Annotated in this window: 10 protein-coding genes and 1 pseudogene; 3 read left to right on the top strand and 8 right to left on the bottom strand. The window is 65.8% G+C overall.

Annotated elements, in window-relative coordinates; genetic code table 11:
* Both FOY91_RS17285 and FOY91_RS17280 read right to left on the bottom strand, forming a co-directional pair.
* A partial coding sequence (locus FOY91_RS17285; protein WP_203234620.1) for a helix-turn-helix domain-containing protein occupies positions 1 to 357 on the bottom strand: 357 nt, incomplete at its 3' end.
* 179 nt (positions 358 to 536) lie between these two features.
* Complete coding sequence (locus FOY91_RS17280) at positions 537 to 1,397, bottom strand: hypothetical protein (protein ID WP_145154625.1); 861 nt, start codon at positions 1,395 to 1,397, stop codon at positions 537 to 539.
* 345 nt (positions 1,398 to 1,742) lie between these two features.
* Here FOY91_RS17280 and FOY91_RS17275 point away from each other — a divergent pair, with 345 nt between their 5' ends.
* Complete coding sequence (locus FOY91_RS17275) at positions 1,743 to 3,047, top strand: oligosaccharide flippase family protein (protein WP_162527265.1); 1,305 nt, start codon at positions 1,743 to 1,745, stop codon at positions 3,045 to 3,047.
* On the opposite strand, the gene FOY91_RS17270 is transcribed toward FOY91_RS17275, so the two are convergent.
* The 4 genes from FOY91_RS17270 to FOY91_RS17255 form a co-directional block, all read right to left on the bottom strand.
* Complete coding sequence (locus FOY91_RS17270) at positions 3,017 to 3,943, bottom strand: glycosyltransferase family 2 protein (RefSeq protein ID WP_238995768.1); 927 nt, start codon at positions 3,941 to 3,943, stop codon at positions 3,017 to 3,019. The two genes, FOY91_RS17275 and FOY91_RS17270, sit on opposite strands and share 31 nt — an antisense overlap.
* Before the next feature lie 8 nt (positions 3,944 to 3,951).
* A complete protein-coding gene (locus FOY91_RS17265) occupies positions 3,952 to 5,358 on the bottom strand; it encodes a hypothetical protein (RefSeq protein WP_145154619.1) in 1,407 nt (468 codons plus the stop codon).
* Between the two features lie 75 nt (positions 5,359 to 5,433).
* Positions 5,434 to 6,456, bottom strand: a complete 1,023-nt coding sequence (locus FOY91_RS17260; protein ID WP_162527264.1) for a glycosyltransferase family 2 protein — start codon at positions 6,454 to 6,456, stop codon at positions 5,434 to 5,436.
* A gap of 91 nt (positions 6,457 to 6,547) precedes the next feature.
* Entirely contained in the window at positions 6,548 to 8,881 is a 2,334-nt protein-coding gene (locus FOY91_RS17255; protein WP_145154616.1) for a hypothetical protein, read from the bottom strand.
* 210 nt (positions 8,882 to 9,091) lie between these two features.
* Here FOY91_RS17255 and FOY91_RS17250 point away from each other — a divergent pair, with 210 nt between their 5' ends.
* A complete protein-coding gene (locus tag FOY91_RS17250) occupies positions 9,092 to 11,743 on the top strand; it encodes an AMP-binding protein (protein ID WP_145154614.1) in 2,652 nt (883 codons plus the stop codon).
* A 17-nt stretch (positions 11,744 to 11,760) separates the two neighbouring features.
* A complete protein-coding gene (locus tag FOY91_RS17245) occupies positions 11,761 to 12,846 on the top strand; it encodes an acyltransferase family protein (protein ID WP_162527263.1) in 1,086 nt (361 codons plus the stop codon).
* A 32-nt stretch (positions 12,847 to 12,878) separates the two neighbouring features.
* Here the strand turns inward: FOY91_RS17245 and FOY91_RS17240 are convergent, their stop codons facing one another.
* Together FOY91_RS17240 and FOY91_RS21780 are read right to left on the bottom strand one after the other, a co-directional pair.
* Positions 12,879 to 15,251, bottom strand: a complete 2,373-nt coding sequence (locus FOY91_RS17240) for an acyltransferase family protein (protein WP_145154610.1) — start codon at positions 15,249 to 15,251, stop codon at positions 12,879 to 12,881.
* Positions 15,252 to 15,346: 95 nt separating this feature from the next.
* Positions 15,347 to 15,887: pseudogene (locus FOY91_RS21780) on the bottom strand (hypothetical protein); the annotation flags it as partial.

Below are 15,887 nucleotides of genomic sequence, written 5' to 3'. Positions count from 1 at the left end.
CGTGCGCGGTCTTTTTTTGCGCGTGATCCGGTGCCGGTCGAAGAACCGCCACAGCGTGCCGATCCCGACCGGCGTACCGCGCCCGGCAAGCAGCGCCTGCAACTCGACCAGCGTGATGTCGTCCTTCACCTCGATCGCACCCAGGATGAAGGCTGCATGCGCATCGATCCTGGCCGCACGGCGGTCGCCACCCTGCGGTTTGGCAGCCGGCGTGCCGTTCCGAACGACCAACTGCCGCCAGCGGATCGCACTCGCCGCGCTCACCCCGAACCGCGCTGCCGCGGCCCGGCACGATATCCCGGCATCAACCGCGGCGACCACCCGCTCTCGAAGGTCCTGTGACAGCACTCGTGGCATCCATGCCGGCCTCCTCGACCCGGCACAACGCCTGAATCAGAAAACCGCACTCGTATGAATCCTCAACGATTCAGAAGGCGCGGAAACCGCTCTAGTTCATATAAATCGACGACGAAAGAACAACGAAAAGCCCACCCTCTTCGAGGGTGGGCTTCCACTTCGATCTACCGTAAGCTATGTTACGCGAAGGAGAGATCAACCGTCGAGTGGGACGTCCCGTAGTAGTAGTAGGTCGAGTCTTCGATCGTCTTTTCGCCGAGGAAGGTCAGGCCCGACTTGGCACGGGTCGCGCCGAGATCGAGCTGACCGCCCGGGCCACCGGCCGGATCGGATGCGAGCGGACCTTCCGAACCCGAGATGTCGAGCACGAGGTTCTTGCCGAAGGTGACGACACCGCTGTTGTCGCTGTCATAGAGCTTGCTGGTGGTGACGAGCAGATCGTCGTTACCAAACTTGGTGATCGTGTCGCCACCGAAGTTCAGGCCGGTCGCGTTGTCGAGCAGCAGGACCGACTGGCCCTTGCCAAAGTCATAGGTCGTGTCAGCGACCTGGTTGTCGTACTTGAACGCGAAGCCCGACACCGAGGCGTCGCCGCCGGTGGAACCCGCCGCGTTGTCGAAACCCTTGGTGAAGTGACCGAGGAAGTTGTCACGAACGTCGGCCGCGCCATAGGCGAAACCGCCGTCCTTGGTGCCGAGATAACGGATCGTGGTCACGAAATCGGCGCCGTTGCCGGAAACCGAAATCTGATCCTCGCCAGCGCGCCCGACGCCCGAACCGGTACGATCAACATCGAGAACGTTGTTCGGGCCGAAGTCAATGTAGCCATCGTTGTTGCCGTCGAAGATCTTCTTGCCGGTGATGATCGTGTCGTTGACGTCAAAGTTAGTGATGGCGTCATCACCCACAGTGCCATCAGCAATGACGAACGCGTCTGCACGGCCGTCCTGGCCGAAGAAGGTTTCGTTCGAAGTACCGTTTGCTTCGATGTTCGTCACCGTAGCCGAACTGATGAGGGTGCTGTTATTGCCGAACGCCATGATGCCAAGCCCTTTTTTACACACCGCCACAAGATGCGGCAGGAGCGTCCAACACGAACACTCTTCGCTCTGATTGATGTAATATTAACGGATCGTCAAGGTTGATAGAAAGGTTAAAATGCCAATTTGGGACGGAAGGCTAAAAAAAGGGATGCAACCAATAACGATTGCCAGCGGGAGAATAGCAGCTGTCAAGGGGCGGTAGACGCGCTACGACGGGGAATGACGAACGACTTGAGAGATCCCGCCGGAAAGGCGGGCACCGGCCCGCCCGCCCCCGCCGCGGCGGCAAAAGAGCAGACGGCAGGCAAGCCCACCGCATCGCGGGGCTTCGTAAGGGATGCGATGGGTGTGGTCACGAGTCGCGTCGCGGTACGCGCGGCGCAGTTCGTATCGACTCTCATCATGGCCCGCCTCCTCGGCCCGGCCGGTCGCGGTCTGGTGAGCGCGCTGACTGTGCCGCAGCAGCTTTCGGTCAACATCGCGGAAATGGGCATGCGGCAGTCGACCGCCTTCCACCTCGGCAGGGACATCTTCCCGCTGCACCGGTTGCAACCCACGCTGCTGACGATGGTGCCGATCGCGAGCATCATCGCGATGGTGTTGTCGATTGGCTATTTCGAATTCGCGCATATCGCCGAGGGCGACTGGACGCTCCGCCTGCTCGCTGTCGCCCCGATCCCGCTGCTGCTCTGCGCGAGCTACGCCAGCGGAGTCTTTCTTGGGCGTCAGCGGATTGGCGAATTCCGCAAGACGAGCTGGCGCCCGGCCTTCGCCACGCTGCTGCTGGTCGTGATCCTCGTCGGCTGGGCCGGCGCGGGGGTTAAGGGCGCCCTGATCGCGACGGTGGGCGGGGGAATCGTCAGTTCGGTCTACGCGCTCTACCTGCTCGGTAGCGAATCACCGCTGCGACTGGGCTTCGACCGCGAGGTCGCCTCGCGCCTGCAACGCCGCGGCCTGTCCTATGCCGCGGCCCTGGTGATCCTGACGCTGAACTACCGGGTGATGATCCTGCTGCTGGCGCGCGAGAGCACGCTGGCCGAGGTCGGCCTCTACGCGCAGGCGATGGCGATCGCCGAGCTGGTCTGGGAGATCCCGACGGTGCTCGGCTCGCTGTTGCTGTCGCGCGGGGTGAACGCGCGGGATTCGCTGGTATTCTCGCGCAAGGTGCTGCTGCTGGCGCGCTTCTCGTTCGTGGCGGCGGTGCTGTTGTCCGTCGGCATCGGGCTCGCGGCGGAGTTCCTGTTCCCGCTGCTCTACGGCGCGCGCTTCGCTAATAGCGCCGATATCTGCGTGGCGCTGCTGCCGGGCATCGTCGCCTTCATCGTGTTCAAGGTGCTGAACACCGACATGGCCGGGCGCGGCAAGCCGTGGGCGTCGATGCTCATCATGCTGCCGGTGCTGGTACTGAACGTGGTGCTGGGCTGGCTGCTGATCGACCGCTACGGTGCGATCGGCGCGGCGTTCGCCTCCAGCGTTGGCTATCTGGTGGCGACGGTGGGCTATGTCCTGCTCTATTCGCGGCTGACCGGCATTCCCCTGCGCGAGATGCTGCTGCCGCAACCGGGCGACCTGACGATGGCGGTGAAGGCGCTGCCCGGCCCTGCCAAGCGCATCGCTCAGCGGTTGGGCGCGGGCAGGGAGAGGTAGGCGAGGCGGCGGAGCTCCCGCCGCCCGCGCACCACCGTATCGAGGATCAGCCCAGCGAACAGGTTCAGCGCGGCGAGGATGACGAGGCCCGTGACGAGCACGGCCGTGGGCATCCGCGGCACCAGCCCCGTTCCGGCGTAGGTGATCGCCAGCGGCACCGCGAGGATCACCGCGAGCAGGCCGAGCAGCCCCGCCACCACGCCGAAATAGAGCACCGGCCGCTCGATCCGGTAGAGCGAGAGGATGGTCGACAGGATGCGCCACCCGTCGGAATAGGTGCTGAGCTTGGAGATCGACCCCTCCGGCCGCGCATAATAAGGCGTGGACATCTCGGCACAGGGCATCTTCAGTTCCAGTGCGTGAACGCTGATCTCGGTTTCGATCTCGAACCCGGCGGAGAGCGACGGGAAGCTTTTGACGAAACGGCGCGAGAAGATGCGGTAGCCCGACAGGATATCGGTAAAGCTGCGGCCGAACAGGCGTGCCAGCATCCCCGTCAGCAGCGCGTTGCCGAACCGGTGGCCGCGGCGGTAGGCCAGTTCGATCTGGCTGACCCGCGCGCCGACCACCATGTCGAGCTGTTCGTCGAGCAGCCGGTCGATCAGCGCGCGGGCGGAGGGGGCGTCGTAGGTGGCGTCGCCATCGGCCATCACGTAGATATCGGTGTCCACATCGGCGAACATCCGGCGCACGACCGCGCCCTTGCCCTGGATCCGCTCATGCCGGACGATCGCGCCGGCGGCCCGGGCGACGGCGACGGTATCGTCATGGCTGTTGTTGTCGTAGACGTAGATCGCCGCCTCGGGCAGCGCCGCGCGGAAGCCGGCGACGGTCTGCGCGATCGCCGCCGCTTCGTTGTAGCAGGGCAGCAGCACGGCGATGCGCGGCGCGGACATGTCCCGGCTCATGCGACGAACCGGGTGGCCGGCGCCACGAGCACGAAGCGCGCGACGGTCGCCACCGTCAGGACGATCGCGCCCGCTGCCAGCGTGGCGCGTTCGATCGCGGGCAGGCCGCGGCGATAATCCTGATCGGCGGCGATCAGCAGGCCACCGGCCAGCGCACCGATTTCGGGGAAGAACTGGTAGCGCCACATATTGGCTACTCCGATGATGAGGAAGCCGCCGGCATACAGCAGCGAAGCGACGAGCAGGGCGATGCCGGCACGGGTGAACGGCGTCGCGGAAGGCCAGCGGCGCAGCCCGGCGGCAAGCATTCCGCATGCCAGCACCACATAAAGCGCGGGCGCGAACAACGGGAAGGACGCGAGACGCCCGTGCGCCGCGATGATCCCGTCCTCCAGAGGCGGCTGCTCCACCACACCGGCCAGCGGATCGCCACCCGTATCGCGGTAGCGGAAGGCGGTGTACGGCACCCAGAGGAACATCTCCTCGTTGAAATGCAGCAGGCGGTGGCCGGCGTAGGCGAGGGGGTGCGCCGTCACGCTTCTTACCCACGGCCCGATGCCCTTGAGGCGACGTGTCAGCAGATCGCCGCACACGCCGCGACCGATCCAGTCCCACTGCTCTTTCGAGTAGCAGCGGTCGATCAGCGCAAGCGGTGGACGGACGGGGTAGGCGGAGACATCGCGGCTGATCCAGGCCACGCCCGCCACGTCATAGACCTTGATCGAGTTGTACGCCTTGGAACTGCGCGCGTTCAGCACCTGATGGTTGACGATGGCGGACATGCCGATCCCGACCGGGATCAGCACCACGCAGGCCAGAACAAGTCGCCATGGCCGGGTGCGGATCGACGACAGCATCCAGACGAGGAGCGGGGCCGCGGCGAAGATGCCGTTCGCCCGCACCAGCACGGCATAGGCGAGCAGAACGCCCGCCGCGATCATCGTGGGAACATGCCTGCGGGCGGACAGCTTGCCGTGCAGGATCAGCGCGAACGCGGCCAGCAGGGCGACCGCCATGCCCGTATCCTTCCACACGAACATGGTCATCACCACGAACGGCGGCAGCAGGCCGACGAGGAGCATGCCCAGCCCCCATTTCCCGCCACGATGGACATGAAGGATATGGGCGATCAGCACGATCGCGCCCCAGTAAAGCAGGCAATGCAAGATCAGGAACTGCGCGCCCGAATCGAACAGCGGCATCGTCTGCCGCCAGAGCCAGGCCATGATCGGCGGATGCCAGTCCGACAGAAGACCGCTGCGCGCCTCGCCGAACTGGCGAAAACTGTCGCGTGTCATCACGCCGGGATATGCCAGCGCGATATTCATCGCCGACAGCAGGAGAAAACAGAACATCGCCGGCATGCGGCTGCCCGTCGTTTTCGTCGCATCCGATATGGACATAAAAGTCCCCCCGCCGGGGCTATGCCTCATAGTCTGGCCGAGGGCAACTTTTTGCTGCACCTGCGAACGCCGCGATCAGGCCTTTTTCGCCGTGTTCGCCAGCCTGTCCCACGAGAACTCGCCTTTGCCGCGCGACAGTTTCCGCGCGAACGCCGTCAGCGGCGCGCGAAGCGGGCCGACTCCGGCCAGCGTACCCACCCGCGCCAGCCAGCCGCGCAGCGTCCACGCCTCGGCCAGCGAGCGGCGGGCCAGACGGCGCGCGACGGTCGTATCGCCCGCCGCCCAGTAGAGCGTCGATGCCTGCGCCAGGCTGCGCGCCACGCCCCTGTCGGGCGGGGCGATATAGGGCAGCAGCAGGCCGAATCGGTCGAGGTCGTCGCGCAGCACCGGCATGTTCGCGTCATTCGCGGCGATGGCACGGCGGTGGACGGCGGTGCTGATCGCGGCCAGCACGGATCGCTCCGCGACCTTGTCGATCTTCGCGCTGACGCCGTCCAGCCGCAGGTGGCGGCGGGAGAGGACATCCTCGACATAGCCGAAATCGCCCAGCCGGCTCATGCGGCGGAACAGGTCGCTCGCCTGGCCCACGGTGAAGGCAGGGCGGTAGCCGCCGGCGCGCAGATAGGCCTCGCGCCGGAACATCACCTCGCCGTGGCTGATGCCGAACGCGCCGACGATCGGCCCGCGCCGGATCGCCTCGGGGGGGCGGACGTTCCACCGGCGGTCGCTGACGATATCGACGTTCTCGATCCCGCAGCCCACCGCCACCACTTGCGGATGCGCGCGCAGAAAGGCCACCTGCGCGGAAAGACGGGCAGGCAGGCTCTCGTCACCGGCGCCGTGCAGCGCCACGAACTCGGTCTCCGCCTCGGCGCACAGCGCGATCATCGTGGCGGTGAAGCCCCGGTTCTTCTGCCGCCGCACCTCGATGCGCGGCGACGCCCAGCGTTGCAGCGCATCCCATGTCCCGTCGCGCGATTCGTCATCCACCACGATCGCGCGGAAGGCCGGATAGTCCTGCGCCGCCAGCGAGCCGACCGACATGTCCACCGCATCGGCGCGGTTATGGAAGGCGCTGATTACCGTCACGTCGTTCATGCAGTGCCCCTGTGTGGCGTATCGGGGCACGATAGAGCAAAAGGCCGCGCCAGACGATGGCGTGGCCTTCATTTTGTTGCGGTGCGGCGGATCAGCCGATCGCGTCTATGCCGATGGCCGACCCTGCCGCGCTGTAGATGAAATAGTGGGTGCCGTTCACCACCTTCTCCCCGTCGAACTCCAAGGTCGTGACCGACGTGCCGGCCGTGTCGTTGACGGAGAAGCCGCCGAGATCGAGTCCGTCATGGCCGAGCGAGAACACCCCGCCGGTCGCATATAATTTGCTTCCGGCGACGCCCGTGCCGAGATTATCGGTCGTCGCGATCACGTCCTTCGCGCCGAAGTTCATCACCTTGTCCATGCCGAGGCCGCGGTCGAGCGAGGTGTCGAAGAAGAACCTGTCGGTGGCGGTATCGGCCTTGCCGCCGCTCAGCGTATCGTTCGCGCCCAGCTTGCTCTCCAGCGCGCCGGTCGGCCGCACCGTCGTATCGCCGTACAGGAACCCCTCCTCGGTCTGCCCGAGATAACGCAGGCCGGTCTTGGCGCCGACCTCCGGAAGCTTGATCGCCGCCGAACCGTTGCCGAGGCCGTAGGCACCATTGCCGGCGGTAATCAGCCCGTCCTTGTTGCCATCGGCAAAGGCCTTGCTGGTGACGATCACGTCGTCCGATCCGAAGCCGCGGATCACGTCCGTCCCGGTGCCTAAGCGCGCGTTGTCGAAGAAGAATGTCTCGCGCGCGTTGGTCGCCGTGTAGCTTTCGTGCGCCGCGGTCGAGACGTATGCGGCCGTCTCCTTGGCGTCGGGCAGAACCGAGCCGGCCTTCCAGACAGCCGTGTTGCCGTAGACATAGCCCTCGTCGGTCTGGCCGATATAGCGCAGGCCATCGACCGATTTGTTGAAGGACAGCGAGCCGCCGTTGGCGAAATTGAGCAGGCCGTCCTTGCCGAACGTGGTCATGCCGTCCTTGTTGGTATCCCCCAGCGCCTGGGCGAACACCACGAAGTCGTTAGGGCCGAAACCCTTTATCACGTCGGCGCCGGTGACGGCGGACTGATCGATCAGGAACATCTCGGCTTTCGAGGTGGCGGCGATCGTTTCCGACGACGTGCCCATCGCCACCTTCACCCAGTCGCCCGAGGCGCTGGCGGCGCTGATCGCGGCGAGGGATGCCGCCCCCACGAGGGTCGGCGCTGCATTGGCCGGTACGCTGACCGTCGTCGGAATCGCGGCTTCCAGGATCTTCGCACCGTTCGAATAAGCGGCGATGCCGGAGAAAAGGCCCGTCGCGACGGTCTTCACCACTTCGGCTACAATATAGCCGGCCGGCTTCGTGCCGAGGAGGGCGGCCGCCCCGTCCGCCACCGTGATCCGGGTGTTCACGAAGGTCACATCGCCGCCGTTGACGACGGCCTTGGTGCCAAGCCCCGAATCGGAGAACTTGCTGTTGACGACCTTGACGTTCTCCGCGCCCGAATTGACCCACAGCTGCGTCTGCGTGCTGATGCCGCCGCGCTTGTGCGGATCGAGGCCAACCGAGCTGTCGATGGTAACGTTATCGCCCCAGATACGGTAGTTGCGACCGTTGTTCTCGGCCAGCGCGCGCAGGAAGGTGACGTTGTTCGACTTGATGTCGTAGCCCGCATCCGTGTTGCCGCGCGAGACGGTATCGATGAAGCTGATGTTGTAGGTGCCGCGTTCCGCCGAGAAACCGTCGCCCTGCCAGTAATCGCTGCCGGTGCCGTCGACGGTCGCGTTGTTCTCCATCGCCACGCGGCGGAAGGTCACGTCGTGGACGGTGTCTTCCAGATGCACGCCCATGGCGAAACTGTCCCCGGTCTGGAACCGGCTGTCTCCGCGCACATCCTCGATCAGCACCTTGCTGGTGTCATACTGCAGGCGGATTGCCTGTTTGGAGTAGCCTGCGACATCCACATCCTGCACGGTCAGCCCGGTGATCGTCGCGGTCTTGCTGGTGCCGGATGCGTAATCTTCGAGGAAACGCTGCACGTTCTCGGCATCGACGTGCTTGATCGTCAGGTTCTTCACGTCTCCGCCGACGCGGATCGCGGTGCCGGTATTGTTAATCTGCAGGTTCTGGAAGGTCAGGTCGTCGGCGCCCTTCTGGATACGGAACAGTTCGTTGCCCGCCGCCGCGTCCTTCACCCAGTTGACCGGGCGGGTGCCCTCAAACGTGGCCTCGCCCACGCTGCCGTCGCGGTTCGCACCGCTTACGGTGACGCCGCTGGCGGTGATGCTGATCGGCGCGGTGACCTTGTAGCTGCCCTGATCCGCCGCCAGCAGCACGGTGCCGCCCGCGCCGGCCTTCTTCATCATGGCATCGATGCCGCCGATCGCCGCGGCGTTGGCCCAGCTGGAGCCGCTCTTGTCGCCGGAACCGATGGGGGAGACGTAGGTGGTTGCCATGGGATTTGCGCCCTTCGGTAGGTGTGGGTTTCGCGGGCCGCCCGGCCTCTGCGTTGCCACCCTTTTGCCTGCCGGCGGTGGACGTCCCGTTTCAGGTGTAAGTTAGCGGGTCGTTTAGGTTGCCTGTGCTGGAACCGTTTCGCAATCTCGTGCAAGGAGTTTGCTGCGCTGCATCACAGGCCTGACCGGCCAGGCGCTCGGAGACCGGACATGATGGGGGACAGGGCGCGGGGACTTGATCTGGTCGAGGCGGTGCTCGCCGCGCCTGCGGAGGCGCTGGCCGCGATCGACGATGATGATCGACGCCTCACATATGCGGAGCTGCGCCTCGCAGCGCATGCGCGGGCGGATATGCTTGCGGGTGGTACGGGGCTGGTCCTGCTGGAAGGGGGCAACGACTGCGCCTGGCTGATAGCCTACGTCGCCTGCCTGATCGCCCGCCGGCCGATGCTGATCGCGCCCGGCGGCAATCCGGCCGCCGCGACGGCGCTGGAAGCGGCCTTCGCCCCGGCAACGCGGTTGACGGCGGCCGGCGGCTATATGCCGGAATGCACCGGGCACGACGACGGAGAGACACCGCATCCCGATCTCGCGCTCATGCTGTCCACCTCTGGCTCCACCGGCAGCGCGAAGTGCGTGCGCCTGTCCGCGGCGAACCTGGCGGCAAACGCGGCGGCGATCGGCGCGTATCTCGGTCTCGCGGCCGATGAGCGGGGCGTGGTCAACCTGCCGACGCATTATTCATACGGCCTGTCGATCGTGAACAGCCACCTGATGGCGGGCGCGGCGCTGCTGTTTACCGCACGATCGGTGATCGAGCCGGGGTTCTGGGATTTCTGCGCCCGCCACGGCGCCACCAGCTTCGCAGGCGTGCCGCACACATACGATCTGCTCGAACGCGCCGATCTGGGCAGGCGCGCGCCTGCCACGCTGCGCTACTTCACTCAGGCCGGTGGGCGATTGCCGCCGCGTCTAGCGGAACGCTATGCCGCCCTCGCAGATGCGCGTGGCTGGCGGTTTTTCGTGATGTACGGCCAGACCGAGGCGACCGCGCGGATGGCCTATATGCCGCCCGAGAGACTGGCGGCCAACCCCGACTGCATCGGCCTGGCGATTCCCGGAGGGCGCTTCTCGCTGGCGGATGGTGAGGGGCTGCCGATCGAGGCCCCCGATGTCGACGGCGAACTGATCTACGAAGGCCCGAACGTGATGATGGGCTATGCCTTCGCCTCCGCAGACGTTGCGTTGTCTGCCGGGCCACCTCAGCTTGCGACAGGCGATCTGGCGCGGCGGCGGGCGGACGGCCTGTGGCAGATCACCGGCCGCCTCAACCGTTTCATCAAGATTTTCGGCAACCGCATCGGGCTGGACGACGTGGAGCGGCTGCTGGGCGCCGGAGGGCATGAGGCCATCGCGACTGGCATCGACGACAAACTGCTCGTCGTTACCCGCGATGCCGCTGCGGCGCCCTCGATCGCGACGCTGTTGCAGGCGCGGCTGAAACTGCCGCCCGACTACCTGGAGGTCCGGGCCGTCACCGATTATCCGGTCATGGCTTCGGGCAAGATCGATTATGCGGTGTTGAAATCGGCACTGTGTCCCTCGGCAGCCGCTGCCGTGGTGGCGACGGAAGAAGGCGGGGAGGCTGTGATCGCCGCTTTCACGCGCGCCTTTGGCGAGGCAGGGCGGGAAGAGGAGGCGACCTTCCGCTCACTCGGTGGGGACTCGCTCGGCTACGTTAACACCGCGCTGGCGCTCGAAACGGCGATCCCGAATCTGCCGGACGATTGGGACAGCCGCTCGATCGGTTCGCTGGTGACGCTGGCGTCTGGGCAGGGAAAAGCGACAGCCGGCCCACGCACCGGTCGCCGCCTGCTGTCCAGGGTCGATACGGTACGCGGTTTTGCCTGCCTGCTGATCGTCGCCTTCCATTTCGTCGGCATGGCGCCGGACGACGGGATGCGCGTGGCGCTCGATTCACACTGGCATTATGTAATGAACAGCTTCGCGATGGTGAGGCTGCCGCTGTTCACTGCGCTTGCCGGATATATTTACGGTGCGATGCCGGCGTCGCGCGATGGTTTCGGGCGGTTCATCGGGCGCAAGGCCAAGCAGCTGCTGATCCCGATGGTATTCGCCACGATCGTCTATCTCGTGCTGCGGCGGTTGAGCGACGGGCGCGACGAAAGCATCGCCTGGGCCTTTCTCGGCGGATACCGACATCTCTGGTATCTGGAGACATTGGTAACGATTTTCGCGATCGTTGGCCTGATCGACGTATGGTTGAAGCCCGGCGCGCGCGGCCTGCTGGTACTGCTGGCCGGCGGGGTGACCGCGTGCCTGCTGTTGCCGGGCGTAGAGCTGTTCCACTTCACCAATACGCTGTTCATGCTTCCCTTCTTCGTCTGGGGCGTCCTGCTCTATCGACGGCCGGAACTGCTTGGCAGTCGGATCACGCTTGGCGTGGCGGCGGTGGTGCTGGCGGGGGCATTGCTGATCCAGCAGCTGTCGATGAACGGTATCGGGATCACGGGCGACTGGGCGATCCTGCGCGCGCCGGAATCGCTCTCGTTCGCAGGGGTGCTGCCGTGGTTCGCCGGCTGTGCGGCGATCGTAGTGCTGATCCACCTGTTCCCGCGGTTCACCCCGCTGGAACGGATTGCCGGCTATTCGTACGCCATTTATCTCTGGCATCCGCTGGCGAACAACGCGGTGCAGATGGTGATGCGGCGGATCGATCTGCACAACGATCTGCTGTTCTTCGCTGTCGGCGTGGGGGGCGGCGCCCTGTTGCCGATTGCCTTGCAGATCGTGGTGGTCCGCTGGTTCCCGCGCCTTAGCCTGCCAGTGGTCGGCCGATGAACAGGAAGGAGACCGTTGTGACGGCTGCCCGACCGAACCCGAACATCGTCTACAGCATTCAGTTGCTGCGCGGGCTGGCGGCAATGCTGGTGCTGGTTCGGCATACGGCCAAGTTCGCCTATCCGGGCCACGCCTTCCCGGTGGGGCAGGCGGGGGTGGACATCTTTTTCGCGATCAGCGGCATCGTGATTTATCTCACCAGCCGAAAGCTTTCGTGGCATGTCTTCGTGCGACGGCGGCTGGCGCGGATCGTGCCGCTATACTGGCTGGCGACGACGCTTGCCCTGCTTGCCGTTCTGGCGGCGGGAGGGACGGGAGTCACGCACGGGACCGCGACGGTGCTGAACACGGTCGGCTCGTTCCTTTTTATACCCACCTTCGATGGAGACGGTCGACCTTTTCCGCTCATCGTCGCCGGCTGGACGCTCAATTTCGAAATGTACTTCTACGCGATCTGCGCGATGGTGCTGGCCACGCCACTGCGCAGCCACTTCACCCGTTTCGTCTCGGCGATCATCGTTGCGGGTGTGATGTTGGGTTGCGTGCTGTTCTGCGGCAACGGAGATCAGCCGGGTTGGGCGCCGCTCTATCTGCTGCTGCCGATCACGCTCGAGTTCGTCGGCGGCATGTTATTGGCGCATGCTTGGACGCGCGGCGTGCGCACGCCGCTGTGGCTGAACCTGTCGCTGGTGGTAGCGGCGATCGGCTGGCTCGCGCTTGCGCCGAGTTCAGAGCCTTATACGCCGTTCCGCCCGATCGGCTGGGGAATACCGGCACTGGCGATCGTCTGGGCGGCGTTCGCCTCGGAGGAGCGGATACCATTTGCCCGCTTCCGTTTCGGCCTATTGCTGGGCGATTCTTCGTATGCGCTTTACCTGATCCACCCCATCGCGCTGGCGGCCTGGGTCGTCGTGTTGCGCAAGCTCCCGGTAAAGCTGCCGTCGTCGCTCGCAGCGGTGCTTGCGATCGTCGGCTGCGTGGTGGCCGGCATCCTCGTTCACCTAATCGTGGAAAAGTGGCTGGTTCGTATCGCCAGCCGGCTGCTCGGTCTCCGTCGCCCGCCGTCACCGGCCTGCATGGAGTCGACGGAGACGGCGCGCTGACCCCTCCCGCAAGGGCGGGGGCCGGCCCCGCCCTACCTTCCGATTACCGGCAGGCTCAGTGCCTTGGGCAAGCGTAGCATCACGAGGTGCAGCGCGATCGGCCCGGCTATTCCCGCCGCCAGCCCGATCAGGAACAGCGGCCACGTTGCATGCAGCCCCAGCTTCATCATCACGGCACGCACCGCGCCGTTGGCGGCCGGGTGCCACAGGTAGATGGTGAACGAATAAGCGGCGATCCGCTCCAGCCAGACCGATTTCGGGAACAGGCGGAGCAACGCCAGCACGATCGCGCCGCCGCATACCCAGCGCAGCCAGCCATAGGTGCCGAGCAATCCTTCGCGGCCCGGCGAAAGCTGCTGGCTGACGAGCAACGCCGCAGCGACGATCACCGCCACGACCAGCAGCCCGCGCGAGCCGAGCAGCGCGGGCAAGCGGTAGAGCAACAGCCCCCAGGCAAAGAACGGCAGCAGGAACACCGCATTCTTGATGTGCAGCACCGGAACGCTGGGGATCAGCGGATAGGCGATCACCCCACCGAGCAGGACCGCCGCGATAACGGCGTTTCGCGCCTTTTCCGGTGCCAGCGTATCGGCTGCGGCGACAAGTGCGAAGATTAGCAGCAGCGCATCGATAAACCAGAGGTGCTGGTAGCCGTCGACATAGGCCCAGAACAGCGAGTCGCCCTGCGGCTTGGCGATGTTCCTCAGCGCCCAAAAGGCGAAAGTGGCGAAGATCAGCGGGATCAGCAACTGGTGCAGCTTGCGCGCCATGAACGGCCCGAAACCGCTGCGGATCGCGGGCATCGCGCCGTACAGGAAACCGGAGAGAGCGGTGAACAACGGCAGGCGGACCAGATTCAGCGCATCCATCGCCTGATGCCAGACTGATTCGTCGGCGAGCTTTAATCCTTCCCAAGGACTCAACCCGACGACATGCAGCGCCACGATGAGGATGCAGGCAAGGCCGCGCACCGAATCGAGGCTTTTCGGCAGTACGCGGCGCGGCGCGGCGGCGACGGTGCTGGATCGCGCCTGCTCGTTCGCCAGCGTGCTGAGCGTGCCGATCGAGAGCGTGTCCCAATCCTCCGGCAGATCGCGCACGAAGCGTTCTAGCCCGACCAGCATCGAGACGTAATTAAGCGAATCGCCACCCAGCGCGTGAAAGCTCGCGCTTTCTTCCCGCCTGGCCGTGCCGAATACGGCGGCGAAGGTGGCGAGTACCCCCTCGCCCGGGCTGTCTGCGTCGATCTTGGGCACCGGCTGACGGGCTGCCGCCTGTGGGGCTGCGGCGGCGAACAGCGCGGTGATCTCGTGCCGGCGCAGCTTGCCGGTGTCGGTGCGAGGAAGGCTGTCCACCATGAACAGCGCCGTGCCGTCGCCGATGCCGAAGGCGGCGGCGGTCTCCTCCACCGCCGTGCGCCAGCCGGGCTGTTCTGCCCCTTCGTGCGCGACGATCACGATTTCGCCGCGCAACGGATCATGCCCAGCCGCCACCGCCAGCGGCGTATCAGCGGGAAGGCGGGCGAGCAGCCGCTCCTCGAATAGTTCCCCCGGCACCTTGATGCCGCCGACATTGACGAGATGATCTGCCCGTCCCTCGAACAGTAAGCGTCCCGCCTCGATCCGGCCAAGATCGCGAGTGACGAGCCAGCCGTCAGGATCCGTCAGCGGCACGACCCCTTCGGGCGTGACGATTCCGTCCGCCACATGAGGGCCGCGGATGGCGACGAGTCCTTCGTCGGTGGTTCGGATCTCCACCGCGCCGTTGGGGTTGCCGACGCTCTCCAGCGCCGCCGGTTCCGCCGCTGATATGTCGAGGAAGGTGCTGCGCGACGCTTCCGTTAGTCCGTAATGCTGGATGATGCGCGCGTTGGGAAATATCTCGCGAACGGCGAGCTTCTCCGCGACGCTCATCGCCTGGCTGCCGATCTCCAGCCAGCGCAGCTTTTCACCTGCCTCGCGAAGCCGGTCCGCCTGCGCGATCGCCAGACGAAGCAGCGTCGGCACCGCCGAGAGCGCGTTCACATCGCCTCGCGTCAGCATCGCCGCCAACTCGTCCACGCGGAAGCCCCGTTCGGGCAGAAAGCATGCGCCGCGCACCGCCGCCACCGCGCGCACCCGGCCAAGCCCAAAGGAGAAGGTGATGGGCACGCCGACATATTCGCGGACCTCGCCCGTCAGGCCCTGCGCCGCGATCAGCCGGTCCGTCACGTCGCCCAGAGCGCGGTGCGAGAGCAGGATCGGTTTTGGTCGCCCGGTGGTACCAGAGGTGAGCGTGACCTGCGCAGGCGAATCATCGTGCCGCGGCGTCATGCGCGGCGAGAGCCAGCCGCCGCCGGGCGCGCAGACGACACGGCGACCAACGGTGATCCCGTCAGGCACGTCCGCCTGTGGATCGAGCGGCATCGCGATGCCTCCGTTCCGCCAGCATGCAAAGATGGCATCTACGAACGAGGCCGAACTGATCTTTTCGATCGCGACGACAGATAGGCCCCCGCCGCTCACCCGCGCACGCTCCGCAGGCGCAGGGCCAGCCGGCTGAGCAACGGACCGAATGGAGACGTCATCACCGCCAGCATCAGAAAGCGCAGCGGATCGTGGCGCGCGCTGAAGCCGCGCCAGCTGGCGTAGTGCAGCCGGTCGGTCTTGGCGGTACGCAGGGCGTAGAGATAGGTCTCATGATTGCGCAGCCGCCGGAGCAGGGCGCGGCCGGCGGGCGGGGCGCCCGGCAGCCAGTGGTCGATGGTCGGCACCACGCAGTGGCACTCGTTCACATGTCGGCGCGTGGTGACCATATTATCCGAGTCCTTGTAATAGGTCGCGGTGGCGGCGGTGCCGATCGTCACCGGGCCGGCGTGCGACAGACGCAGCCACAGATCCTTGTCGCCCCCGCGGCGGCATCGCCCTTCCGGAAAACCGCCGGTTGCCAGCAAGGTATCGCGCCGTGCGGCGATGGCGGAGGTCCACACCGGACATTCGCCGATCTCCAGCCATAGACGCACGAAGGCGTCGAAGCTGAATGTCGCGGGCGGCGCGCCGGGG

Origin of the sequence: Alterirhizorhabdus solaris (assembly GCF_007785815.1) — a bacterium.
Lineage (GTDB): Bacteria > Pseudomonadota > Alphaproteobacteria > Sphingomonadales > Sphingomonadaceae > Alterirhizorhabdus > Alterirhizorhabdus solaris.
This window is presented reverse-complemented; position numbering and strand designations above follow the sequence as displayed.